This window comes from Paenibacillus xanthanilyticus (assembly GCF_042682185.1).
Lineage (GTDB): Bacteria > Bacillota > Bacilli > Paenibacillales > Paenibacillaceae > Paenibacillus_Z > Paenibacillus_Z xanthanilyticus.
The window spans coordinates 2,697,342-2,709,632 of the sequence record NZ_JBHUHA010000002.1 but is presented as its reverse complement, the minus strand read 5'-3'; the positions used below and the strand labels follow the sequence as shown (position 1 = coordinate 2,709,632).

The window sequence follows — 12,291 nt, the reverse complement described above, 5'->3', positions numbered from 1 at the left end:
TGGTCTTTAGTGTAAACGGACAAGCCCGAGCGGTCTAGGCGAACAGGGCGGTTGCCGCCCAAGTCCGCAATCGGGAAGAAATCGACAGCGCGCCCCTCCGCCATAGGATCCGGCAGATGCCCTTCGATCCGAGGCCAGGGCGGACGATCGTCATGGGGAAGCGGGCCCAACCGTCCCGGGATTGGCCGAGCCAATGAGGGGGGCGGAAGCTAAGAAATCCGGATGTAAGCCCAAAACGGTCAATAGGTTGCAGAACATGGGACAAACGAGAGGTTTTCGACAAGAAATTTTTGTAAAATCATTTCATTCAATCGGACAAAAGTCAGAAATGCTTGCGAAAATAATAGCAATCGCGTGAAGTAAGGTGACATTGACGGCAATGTAGGACGATATTTTGTCTGAAAATATATGTTTATTCCATTATTTCTCATATGTTATTGTGAAATAACGTGACGTCACCAACCTTGTTCAATTTATTCGGCCTTAACATCAACGGCAACTCGCATCAGGTACCGGCCTCACTACAATGTGAAAGGGTGCATGATTTGAGAACTATCCCTGTCTTGAACAAAGTCGTATCGCTTCCGCTCGCAGCTCTTCTCGCTTTGGGGGGCGCCATGCCGCTCGCGGCGTCGGCGCAGACCGCTCCGGCCGTCCTGTCGGGGGAAGGTGTGCTGGACCGCAGCTTGCTCGCGCCGCTGCCGGCTTCCCATCTGAGACCGGCTTACGTCTCCCCGAATTTGAAGAACCGCCAGGACGAGCCGGTGCGCGTGATTTTGACGCTCTCGCAGCAGCCTGGCGCGGTAGGCCGATACGCGGCCAAAATGGGCGTCAAGTCGATGACCCAGCAGTCGGCCGAGCGCGCGGCGCAGCAGGAACAGACGGCACTGATCGGCAAGGCCGAGGCGGAAGGCCTCGACGTGCAGGTTAATTACCAATACGATACCGTCCTGAACGGCATGGAAGTGACGGTGCCGGGGGATCAGATCGACGAGCTTGCCGAGCTGCCGGGCGTAACCGGCGTGTTCGAGAACTTGACGTACTACAACCTTCCGGACCAGGAAGGCGAAGCGGCGGCGGAGCCGTTCATCGATTACGAGCCGCTGAAGCAAATCGGCGTGCCCGAGGCATGGGAGGCGGGATTAAGCGGCAAAGGACTGAAAGTCGGCGTCATCGATACGGGGGTGGATTATACGCATCCGGATCTGAAGGATGCATACGTGGGCGGATATAACGCGCATACGCATTCGAACGATCCGTACGAGGATATACCGGGCAAGCCGGAGGACAAGCAATACGGCACCGACCACGGCACGCACGTGGCGGGCACGATCGTCGGACAAGCTAAGAATACAACGTCCGATATTCAGCACAAAGGCATCGCGCATGGCGCCAAGCTGTATGCCTATAAAGTACTGGCATCGACCGACGAGCCCGATCGCGCCAGCGGCACGTCGGCGCAGGTCATCGACGGTATCGAACAGGCGGTGGAGGATGGCATGGATGTCATCAACCTGTCACTTGGTTCCGATATCGACAAGGATCCTAATTCGCCGGACGCGATCGCGGTGAACAACGCGGTGCTGGCGGGCGTCGTCACCGTCGTGGCCAACGGCAACGCGGCGGACTCGGGTCCTTATTATTACTCGATGGGTTCGCCGGCATCGTCGCAGCTCGCAATTTCGGTCGGCGCGGCGACGACGGTGTCCAAGCGGTTCGAAGCCAGTGTAGCGGTCGGCACGGCGAAGGCTGAACCGGCGGCAGGCGGCGCGGTTCAGCAGCCGGAAGCCGCTAAGCCGGAGGCGGAACAGCCGAAAGCCGAGGTGCCGGCGGCCGGACAAAAGGTGGCGGAGCAGCCGGAGATCGCGCTTGCCGTGCCGGACGCGGAAGGGACGCAGGCAGCGGCGGCCGAGGAGCCTGTGCCGCCTTCGAGCGGCGGCGTCGCAGCGCCGAGCAGCACCCCGATCGGCCTAATGGCATGGACGACGAACCAAGAGGACTTCGCATCCATTCTCGGCACGGAGCTGCTGAAGGGCGTCTATGTCGGGCTTGGCGCGGACGCCGATTACAAGGGCAAGGACGTCAAGGACAAGGTCGTGTTGATCTCGCGGGGCACGCTGACCTTCGTGGACAAGATCGCGAAGGCGAAGGCGCACGGCGCCAAGGCGGCCGTCATCTTCAACGGCAACGCCAAGGGCAGCGTGCCCGATCTGAGCGCGAGCATCCCGGGCCGTGACGAGCCGATCGGCGCGCTTGGCTTCCTGGGCGACAGCCCGGAATACATCCCGACGTTCGACATGGCGGGCACGACCGGCCGTGCGCTGGCGAAGCTGCTGACCGAGCAGCCGGGGACGTATCCGACCTTCACGTTCGGCGAGACGTTCAAGTCGACGACGGTGGCCGGCGATACAATGGCGAGCTTCAGTTCGCGCGGTCCGAACGGGGATCCGGCCTTCGGCATCAAGCCGGACGTCGTCGCGCCGGGCGTGGGCATCCTCTCTACTGTTCCCGCCTATGGCAAAGGCAATCCGGCGGCAGTATACGACGAAGAATCGTACGGCCGCAAGAACGGGACGAGCATGGCGAGCCCGCACGTCGCGGGACTTGCGCTGCTGCTGCAGGAAGCGCACCCGGATTGGACGCCGTTCGATATTCGCGCAGCGCTGGCCAATACGGCCGATTCGATCAAGGATGAAGACAATACGACTTATGACGTCTATTCGCAAGGCGCGGGCCGCGTGAACGTCGCCAAGGCGATCCAGACGCCGGCGCTGCTCCAGACGGTGGAGAACCTCAAGCTGCTCGATACGAATCTGGAGGAGCAGAATGTCGTCAATTACGGTTCATCCGCCAGCTTCGGCCTTGTGAAAGCCGGCGCGGGCGCCAAATCGGTGAAGCTCGTGCTGAAGAACTTCTCGAACGCGGACCTCACCTATACGGCATCGATCGTGAAGCATGCGAGCGTCACGGGCGATCCGAATGGGGAGGTCGCTACGCCGGACGGCGCGAATATCGACGTGCAGCTGGAAGGCACGGATAACGGCTCGTTAACCGTGGCGAAGTCCGGCGGCGCGGCTGCCCCGGGCCAGAAGGAATTCACGCTGACGTTGTCGCCGCAGGCGGATGCCGCGGACGGCGTCTATGAAGGTACGGTCGTGCTGCGCAGCGAAGGCAAGCCGGATCTGCGCCTGCCATACGTCGTGCACGTCGGCGACGAGGAGCCGAGCAACGGCTTCGGCGTCCAGGACGTGACCCCGTCGCCGCGCATCATTACGCCGGACGGCGACGGCAAGGACGACACGACCGACGTGAGCTACAAGCTGACGGCGGAAGACGTGAATTATATCGAGCTGCAGGCGTACGACCTGAACGACGAGCTCATCGCCGTACTGGCTTCGGCGCAGCAGCGGGACGACAAAGGCGCGTTGGTGGCGTTTAAGCCGGGCGACCGCGTCTTCGAGAACGTCGGTGACACCTACATCGACGACGTCGACGGAGACGGGGAGATCGACGTGGACGACAAAGGCCAGCCGATTCTTTATCACTTGAAGAAAGGGACGTATCGCCTTGTGGTCGACGCCCTGAGCATTACGCCGGACAACAAGCTGGGCGCCGAATATGTGGCCTTCTCGGAATTCCGCGTGGCCGACACATCCGAGCTGAACCTGCGGAACGTCGCCGTCACGCCGGAGACGATCACGCCGGACGGCGACGGCAAGAACGATACGACGGACGTGAGCTTCGACCTGAAGGCTGCGGACGTGAATTACATCGAAGTACTCGCTTACGATGACAAGAACAAGCTTGTAGGCGTGTTGGCCTCGAGGCAGGAGCGCGACGAGGAAAACAACCTCCAGTATATCAAGCCCGGCACGATCCGATTCGAGGATCTCGACGGAACGTATGAAGGCGATGCGGACGGCGACAACAAGCTCGACGTAGACAAAGACGGCAAGCCGATCCGCCATAAATTGAAGATTGGAACGTACAAGCTCGTCATCGATGCGATCGGCGTCCTGCCTAACAACACGCTTGGCTCAGCCTATCAAGCGACCGCGACGCTCAAAGTCGCCGAGACCCCGGCACCGCCGGTCACGCCGCCAAGCGGCGGCTACGTGCCGCCGGTCGTGACGCCTCCGGCACCGGCCGCGCTTGACGCATCCGCGAACGCGGTCGTGGGCCAAGGCCAGCAGCAGGTGCGCCTGACCGCGGCGGAAGAGAAGAAGGACGGCGCGTCGCTTGCGACCGTGAAGGATGCGGATCTCGAAGCGGCGATCAAGCAGGCGGGCGCTTCGCCGGCTTCGATCATCGTGCAGCTTGCGGCGGAGAAAGGGCAGCGCGCCCAGCTGACGCTGACCGCGAAGCAGACGGCGATTCTCGCCGGCGCGCCATCGGGCAGCACGCTGCTGTTGAGCAGCGGGGGCTCGTCGCTCGCGCTGCCGCTGTCGCTCGTCAAAGGGCTTTCCGCCGAGAGCGGACTGCAGCTCGTCATTACGCCTCAGAAGGATAAGGCTGCTCAATTCGGCAAGGCGGAATCCGGATTGACCGTCATCGGCGATCCGGTCGCCTTCGAAGTGAACGTTACGGATGCTTCGGGCTCGAAGCCGCTATCCGTTCCGTTCAGCACGCTCGTGAAGCGCTCCTTCACCATTCCGGGCAGCGTGAAGCCGAACACGGCCGGCGTGCTGTACGAAGAGGGCGGCAAGCTGCGCCCGGCGGCATCGACGCTGGCGCCGCAGGACAACGGGACGACGATCGTCACCGTCAGCCGTCCGGGCTTCTCGACGTACGCGGCCGTGAAGGCGGAGACGCAGTTCGCCGACATCGCCGGCAGCTGGGCGGAGCCGAAGATTCAGGCGCTCGCCGGCAAGCTGCTCGTGAACGGCACGGACAAAACGGCGTTCTCGCCGAAGCGGGCCGTGACGCGGGCGGAATTCGCCTCGCTGCTGGCGCGCGCGCTCGGTCTGTCGGGCTCGTCCAAGCAAGCGTTCCCGGACGTGCCGCAGGATGCGTGGTATGCCCAAGACGTGGCGGCCGCCTATGAAGCGGGACTGATTACCGGGACGCCGGAAGGCCGGTTCGCGCCGGATGCGTCGATTACGCGCGATCAGCTGAGCGTCATGCTCGCCCGCGCGATCAAGCTGCTCAATATCGCGCCGGCCGAAGGCGCGCCTACGCGCGTCGCCTATGGCGATGAAAGCCAGTTCCCGAGCTATGCGGCGGAAAGCATCGCGGCGGTGACGGATGCCGGCATTCTGCGCGGCGATACGTCGGGCGGGGTCGCCTACTTCCGCGGCCAGACCGTCGTCACCCGAGACGTGGCCAGCGTCGCGATTCTCCAGCTGCTTCAACAGGGGAAACTGACGGATTAACGGCGCAGGTTGAATAGACTGTAGACAAAAGCCTCCGTCCGCACGGCAATTGCCATGCGGACGGAGGCTTCTTGGCGTGATGTCTTTCAAGCGGGCGGGTACTCATGGGTCTCTTGGGTTAGTGACGAATCTCGAACGCATCGACCTTCACGCCGTCTACGTCGTACGCCTCGTAGAGCAGCGAGTCGCCTTTGATCGTGATGCCGGCGAACATCTGCTTGTTGTTCTGAAGGTGAACCTTGTGGTAGAACAGGTCCTCCTTCTTTTCGTTGAACTTAGGCCCCGCCGTGTTGGCGACGACGTAGACGGTGCCTTCGCGATCGCGAACGGGGCTCTCGCCGTCGCCCACGGTTTTGCCGCCGCGCAGCGGATAAGAGCGGCTGTATTCGTGATTATGCCCCTGGAGCACGAGGTCGACTTGGAATTGGTCGAACACCTCGACCCATTTGTCCAGCTTCTTGTAGGTGTTGCCTCCGTAAGGGCCGCGGTGCAGGGCGACGATCTTCCACGGCTTGTCCGTGAACGCCAGATCGTTGCGCAGCCAGTCGATCTGACCCTTCAGATTGGATTCCGTGTTCAGCACGACGATGTGCGCCGAACCGTAATCGAACGAATACGTCGTGCCGGGGATCGACCCGGCCGCCCCGTTGCTCGGCGCGTGAAAATGCGACACGAACCGTTCGGCGTTGCCCTCGATCTCGTCGTGATTGCCCGTCACCGGCATGAGCGGCACCGAAGGAAGGATGCCGGCCGCGCTGGCAAAGAATGACCGCCATGCGTTCTCGTCTTTCGGATTCTCCGTGAAATCCCCGTTATGCACGATGAAGCGCGAATCCGGGAAGACGTCGAACGCCCGGCTCAGCGTGGTGCCCCACAGCTTGAAGTCCGCCTCCGACGCGCCTTGCGAGTCGGTTACGTTCAGGAATGTGAAGGCGTCCGTCTCCACGGGGGCCGTCGCGAATTGCGCGGGTTCGCTCCATTCCCCTTCTTCACCGGTCCCGACCCGGTATGTATACCGCGTGTCCGGCTTCAAATCCGTGACGTTCACCTTGTGCACGCCTTGCTGGGAGCCTCCTTCGGCCAGCGGCTGCGTCGTGCCGGTGCGCGCGATAATCGTGCGGCTGCCGCCGTCGAACGCGGCGCTTGTCGCCTTGCCTTCGACAAGTTGAATCACGGTGCCCGCCTTCGGGTTATCCGTGAACCACGTGAACGCCCGCGTCGTTCGGGCATCTTCGTGAAAGGTCGTCACCAGCGATTCGGGTAGGTTCGATTCTCCGTCCTTTTGATCCCATAACAGAAATAGAAGTATGCCCAGCACGATCGCCGCGAGTACGGCGACCAGCGCGATATTTTGTGTTCGCATTAGCGTTTCCCCCTTTGTGAAGAAAATGTAAAAACACGCAGTCAGCGCTCAATTTGCGCGAAGGGAGCCCTCATCTTTGCTCGCTATTATCGATTCGTGAAGCGTAACGCGAAAGAAGGGGTGAATGATGAATCGGAAGCTGAAGTATCGGTATGAGTTGAAATATAGGATTAGCCACCATCAATTCTACACGATTTGGCAGCGGTTAAAAAATCGGATGCGTCTGGACGGCGACCGGAAGAAATAAGTTTTTGTCCTTTAAGTGGGATTCAGGCGGATTTTTTGATGTTTTTAAAACAAATTAAGTACGAAAAGAAAAAAATTATTGTTCACCTTTTGTTCAAAGGTGTAGAATAAAGAGAAGGTTCAATTTCGTTCTTGCCTGCTCAGCGTGATCGGAGCTCTCCGACCGCGAATAAAACGCGATATTAGAAGATCAGACTCGTCTGGTTTTTTATGTGAAAACTGTCACAAGGCGCTTGGGCCGTAACCGGAACAGGCCGAAGCAGGCACGCGAACTGGCAACCAAACCGTGATTTTCCGTAAAGGAGGACGTTTCTAATGTCAACACCTGAAGCTGTACAAACGGCTGAGCTGTCGGCCAGCAAGCAGTTGGATATTCTGGATCAGCTGATCAAGCCGGAGGTTCAAGAATCGCTAACCGTTCTGGTGGAGAACCTGCCGAAACTGGCGGAAATGGTCACCATGATGACCAAAGCGTATGATTTCGCGCAAAGCATCGCGACGGACCAAGTGCTCATCAATGACATGATGGGCGGCTTCGGCGAAATGGTGACTCCCGTTGTCGACAAGGCGAAGGGCATCGCGGCTGCGGCCATCGAAGCGAACGACCGCGCGCAAGTCGAGACGGCATCGATCGGTTTGTTCGGCATGCTGAAAATGCTTAAAGATCCGCAAGTCCAAAAAACGCTCCGTTTTGCGCAGGCGTTCCTGAACGCTATGGCAGAACGCGACCGGAACAAACTGTAAGGAACGGGGGATAAACATGTCCAGAGAAATTCTCATTCTTGGCGGCGGCTACGGCGGTTTGCTCACCGCATTGACGGCACGTCAATATCTGTCGGCCGAAGAAGCGACGATCACGCTCGTGAACCGCTTCCCGACGCACCAAATCATCACCGAGCTGCATCGTCTGGCTGCAGGCAGCATCGCCGAGCCAGCCGTATCCCTGTCGCTTGAGAAGCTGCTTCGCGGCAAGAACGTGAACCTGGTGATCGACACCGTCGCGTCCATCAAGCCGGACCAGAAGAGCGTGGAGCTGGCAAGCGGCGTCGTATACTCGTACGATGCACTCGTTATCGCGCTTGGTTCCGAGACGGCGTTCTTCGGCATTCCGGGTCTCGAAGAGAACAGCTTCGTGCTCAAATCCGTCAACGACGCGAACCGCATCCGCGCGCACGTGGAAGCTCGCCTCGACGCTTACAAAGCATCGGGCAACAAAGCTGACGCGCGCATCGTGGTTGGCGGCGGCGGTCTGACGGGCATCGAGCTCGTGGGCGAATTCGCCGACAAGCTGCCGGTCCTCTGCCGTGAGAAAGGCATCGACTTCAACGACATCGAGCTGTACTGTGTCGAAGCAGGTCCGTCCATCCTGGCCGGCTTCCCGCAAAACCTCGTTGACCGTGCTTACAAGTCGCTCGAGAAACGCGGCGTGAAATTCCTCGTGGGTCTGGCGATTACGGAAATGACGAAAACGACGGTCTCCCTCAAGGACGGCCAAACGATCGAAACGAACACGCTCGTCTGGACGGGCGGCGTAGGCGGCAACGCCGTTGTCGCGAACTGCGGCATCGAAGTGAACCGCGGCCGCGCGACTGTTACCGACACGCTGCACTCCACTTCGCACCCGGACGTCTTCCTCGCTGGCGACAGCGCGGTCGTCATCCCGAGCGAAGGGGCGCGTCCATATCCGCCAACGGCGCAGCTGGCTTGGCAGATGGGCGAAGTCGTCGGCTACAACCTGGCGGTGAAGTTCAAAGGCGGCGTCGAAGACGTGTTCACGCCGGTGTTCTCCGGTACGCTGGGCAGCCTCGGACGCAAAGACGCGATCGGCATGATCGGCGGCAACCAAACGCACCTGAAAGGTCTGCCGGCCACGCTCATGAAGGAAGCGTCCAACATCCGCTACCTGTCGCATATCCACGGTCTGTTCGCGTTGGCTCACTAAGAGCGCCGCAATACAAGCCGCTTATAAAGAAGAGGTCGCCTTTGCGGGCGGCCTCTTTGCGTTGTCATGCTACTCCGGCACGGCGTTAAGCTCGGCGCGGTCACGGTACGTCTCGCCCCATTGCTTCATGCTCATAATGATCGGCTCGAGCGTGCGGCCGAACGGCGTCAGCGAATATTCGACCTTCGGCGGCACCTGCTGGTACACCTCGCGGTGGACGATGCCGTCCTCCTCCAGCTCCCGGAGCTGGAGCGTCAGCATCCGCTGCGTAATATTCGGGCAGATGCGTCGGAACTCATTGAACCGTTTCGTGCCGCCGATGAGATGGTACAGCAGCACGCTTTTCCATTTGCCGCCGATGACGTCCAGCGTGAATTCGACCGGACAGCCTTCGGCGTTGGCGCAGTCGCTGAAGCCGTCGATGCGTTTGGCCATGAAAAGTCCTCCTCTGATGATAGGTATACAAAAAGTGTCTATATACGTTTGTGTTGTGTATATGCCAATTCTCTTAATACTATCATCTTTGCATGCGTTAATTAAGGGTTATCGACGCCGTCCCGCGCGAGATGCGTCTTTCCGCCTGCCGGCCGTGTTTTCTGCTAGGATAGAAGGAGAGGAGAAGGAGGAATCCGCATGCGGTGGGAGGACGGTTCGTATACCGTGATATGGCAGGGACAGGCGGTCAGCCTGCTTCCCAAAGAATACGCGCTGCTCCGGTATTTGCACCGGCACGCGGGGCAGACGCTGTCGCGGGAGCAGCTGCTGGATGGCGTATGGACGATGGAGTCGCCGACCGACCGGACGGTGGACGACCATGTGTACCGGCTGAGGCGCAAGCTGGAAGGCTGGTCGCCGAGCATCCGCATCGAGACGATTCGCGGACGCGGGTACCGATTCATCGCGGAGGAGCCGCCCGGCGAAGGCAATCCGCTTCCGCGCTTGGCCGAGTTCTCGGAGGATATGAAAGCGATCGCCGGGACGTATTTGCGTTATGGCCGCGGAGATGCGCTGTTGACGCTCTCGCGGAACAAGGAGGTGCTCGGCTTCGAGGCCGATCCGTCGTTCGCGCTGCTGCTTCGCATGATGGAGGGGAGGGACGTGCGGTTTATCGTGCGGGAGGAAGCGCCGTTCGCCGAACGGGCGTTTCTGCTGCTCTACCTGTACCAGCTCTTACGGCCGCTAGAGAACCGGGCTTACGTCGAAAGGGCGCTGGAGCGCCGCATGCTGCCGCCGGTCTGGCATACGGAGCTTGCCACGATGGCCATCATTGCGATGAGCATGGATTGGGGCGAATGGGATCAGGCGCGCGATAAGCAGGAGGAGCTTGCGGCGGAGGCGGAGCGTAACGGTTGGGAAGGGCTCATTCCGTATGCCGCGAACCTGCGGCTCGAGTATGTGATCCGGTCCGGACGTTGGCCGGAGCTATCGGAAGCGGCGGCTGACGCCGAGCGAAAGCTGGCGCAGTACCCGTACCAGCGCGAGACGGGACAATATCGCGTGCTGACAGGTATTGCGGCCTACCGCGAAGACGCGGATAAGGGCTTGGCGCGTATCGACCAGGGCTTGGAGCTGCTCCGGCAGTCGCGGTTCCTCGCCAATCTGATGAACGCCTATCATACGGTGGTGTCCATTGGCGGGGAGCCGGAGCTTGCCGGTCTCCGCGAGCGTTACGCGAAGGAATGGAAGCAGCTTGCCGATGATATAGGGCTGACGGAGATCGAAGGAGAGATCCGGTCGCAGCTTCGGCACGAGCTGGGCTTCGTCTGATATTCCTCTGACATGGATGCGGTAGGGTGATGGTAAACCCAATTGCGACCGGAGGAGAGAACCTATGACGTCACCGAAGACTGAGCCGCTGTGGCGGCCTCTTGAAGAGAAAGGCTACCGCCGGCTGTTCGCCGGACAGCTGTTGTCCGACTTCGGCAGCTGGCTGGATTTTATCGCGCTGAGCGCCATGATCGTCTACGCGTGGGGACATGGCTCGATGGCGCTCGCCGCGCTGTCGGTCTGCATCGGGCTGCCCTATGTCGTCGTCGGCCCGTTCATGAGCGTGCGGACGCATCGCATGCCGGGCAAGACGCTCATGATCGTCTGCGATCTGCTGCGCGCGGGGACCGCGATTGGACTGGCGTTCGCGCCGTCGCTGCCCGTGCTGCTGGCGCTCGTCCTCGTCAAGTACAGCGTCAGCGCGACCTTCGATCCGCTCCGGCAGGGTGCGGTGAAGCGGCTGGTCGCGCCGGCGATGCTGGCGCAGGCGTCGTCGCTCAGCCAAATGGCGGCGAATATGACGAAGATCGTCGGTCCGGCCGCGGGAGGCGCGCTATTGAGCGGATTTGGCGCATCCGCGCCGTTCTTCGCGTCGGCCGCGTTGTACGCGCTGTCTGCGCTCATGCTGGGTGCCATTCCAGCTTGGAGCGGCACGGGAGGCGGGGAACAGAAAGGCAAGGCAAGCCTTCGGGCTGCGTGGCGGCATATGGCGGGAAGACCGACGCTGCGCGGCGCCATTCTGTTCGCGTCGGCGATGTTTTTCCTTGTATTCCTGTATGACGGCCTATTCCCGCTCTTGACGAAGGAGGCCGGCATGGACGAGAGCCGGCTCGGCCTGCTGGTCGGCGCCGTGGGCGCGGGCAGCGTAGCCGGCGCGCTGGCAGCGGGGCAGTGGAGCGGATGGCAGCGCCGTCCGCTTGCTTACATGGCGGGCGCGAGCCTGGCATCCGGGACGCTGATCGTGCTCGTCGGTCTGGCCGCCGCGGGGCTGCTCGAGCTTCCGATTGCCGTCTGGCTGCTCGCGTTCGCGGGCCTTGGCTTCACCGGCGCGCAGAGCGCCGTGCCTCTCGGCTACGTGCTCCAGGCGGAGACGGACGACGTTACGATCGGCCCGGTATCCGCGCTCTCCGGGGCCCTGCAGACCAGCTCCATGCTGGCCGCTCCCGTGCTCGGCGCCGCGCTTGCCGGGTGGCTCGGCATCGGAGGCGTGCTGATCGCCGTCGGCGGGATCACGGTGCTCGCGGCGCTGGCGTGCCGGTTGACCGCCGCCGGGGGACAGGCGCCCGAGGAGCGGGCGGAGGCGGAGGGTTTATCTCCTTAGGCCTCTACGCGGATGGCGGCTCATATGGTAAAATGAGGTAATTGTAGGCTGGGCGATGGAGGCGCGGCGCGACGTGGCGCGGCTGCTCGTGACGCTGTTGGTGCTCACGCTCGTGATGTGCGCCGGGCACAAAGTTTTCCACGAGGACGACTAGCGCAAGGCAAATTTTGAGCTATCACGACGGCGCCCGTCCGCAGAAGCGGCTAAAGGGCTTACGCGCGGGATAATCGCTTGCAAGCCATCATCCGTCAGACTCGAACCGCTCGCGTTCGGGTCTCTT

Annotated in this window: 8 protein-coding genes; 6 read left to right on the top strand and 2 right to left on the bottom strand. The window is 61.3% G+C overall.

Going from position 1 to position 12,291, the window contains the following annotated elements; genetic code table 11:
• Positions 1 to 545: 545 nt before the first annotated feature.
• Positions 546 to 5,372, top strand: coding sequence for a S8 family serine peptidase (locus tag ACFSKT_RS29335; protein WP_377719295.1), 4,827 nt, complete (start codon positions 546 to 548; stop codon positions 5,370 to 5,372).
• Positions 5,373 to 5,490: 118 nt separating this feature from the next.
• Here ACFSKT_RS29335 and ACFSKT_RS29330 read toward each other — a convergent pair whose 3' ends face one another.
• Positions 5,491 to 6,735: a purple acid phosphatase family protein gene (locus ACFSKT_RS29330; RefSeq protein WP_377719294.1), complete on the bottom strand. Its 1,245-nt coding sequence runs from the start codon at positions 6,733 to 6,735 to the stop codon at positions 5,491 to 5,493.
• A gap of 124 nt (positions 6,736 to 6,859) precedes the next feature.
• Between ACFSKT_RS29330 and ACFSKT_RS29325 the strand changes: the two genes are divergently transcribed.
• The 3 genes from ACFSKT_RS29325 (at position 6,860) to ACFSKT_RS29315 (ending at position 8,923) form a co-directional block, all read left to right on the top strand.
• Complete coding sequence (locus ACFSKT_RS29325; protein WP_377719293.1) at positions 6,860 to 6,982, top strand: hypothetical protein; 123 nt, start codon at positions 6,860 to 6,862, stop codon at positions 6,980 to 6,982.
• A 314-nt stretch (positions 6,983 to 7,296) separates the two neighbouring features.
• Positions 7,297 to 7,725, top strand: a complete 429-nt coding sequence (locus tag ACFSKT_RS29320) for a helical membrane plugin domain-containing protein (RefSeq protein ID WP_377719292.1) — start codon at positions 7,297 to 7,299, stop codon at positions 7,723 to 7,725.
• Positions 7,726 to 7,741: 16 nt separating this feature from the next.
• A complete protein-coding gene (locus tag ACFSKT_RS29315; RefSeq protein WP_377719291.1) occupies positions 7,742 to 8,923 on the top strand; it encodes an NAD(P)/FAD-dependent oxidoreductase in 1,182 nt (393 codons plus the stop codon).
• A gap of 69 nt (positions 8,924 to 8,992) precedes the next feature.
• Here ACFSKT_RS29315 and ACFSKT_RS29310 read toward each other — a convergent pair whose 3' ends face one another.
• On the bottom strand, positions 8,993 to 9,358 hold the full coding sequence (locus tag ACFSKT_RS29310) for a winged helix-turn-helix transcriptional regulator (RefSeq protein ID WP_377719290.1): 366 nt from the start codon (positions 9,356 to 9,358) through the stop codon (positions 8,993 to 8,995).
• Positions 9,359 to 9,556: 198 nt separating this feature from the next.
• On the opposite strand from ACFSKT_RS29310, the gene ACFSKT_RS29305 reads away from it, so the two are divergent.
• Positions 9,557 to 10,690, top strand: a complete 1,134-nt coding sequence (locus ACFSKT_RS29305; protein ID WP_377719289.1) for a winged helix-turn-helix domain-containing protein — start codon at positions 9,557 to 9,559, stop codon at positions 10,688 to 10,690.
• Between the two features lie 64 nt (positions 10,691 to 10,754).
• On the top strand, positions 10,755 to 12,011 hold the full coding sequence (locus ACFSKT_RS29300) for an MFS transporter (RefSeq protein ID WP_377719288.1): 1,257 nt from the start codon (positions 10,755 to 10,757) through the stop codon (positions 12,009 to 12,011).
• The last annotated feature ends 280 nt before the right edge of the window (positions 12,012 to 12,291 follow it).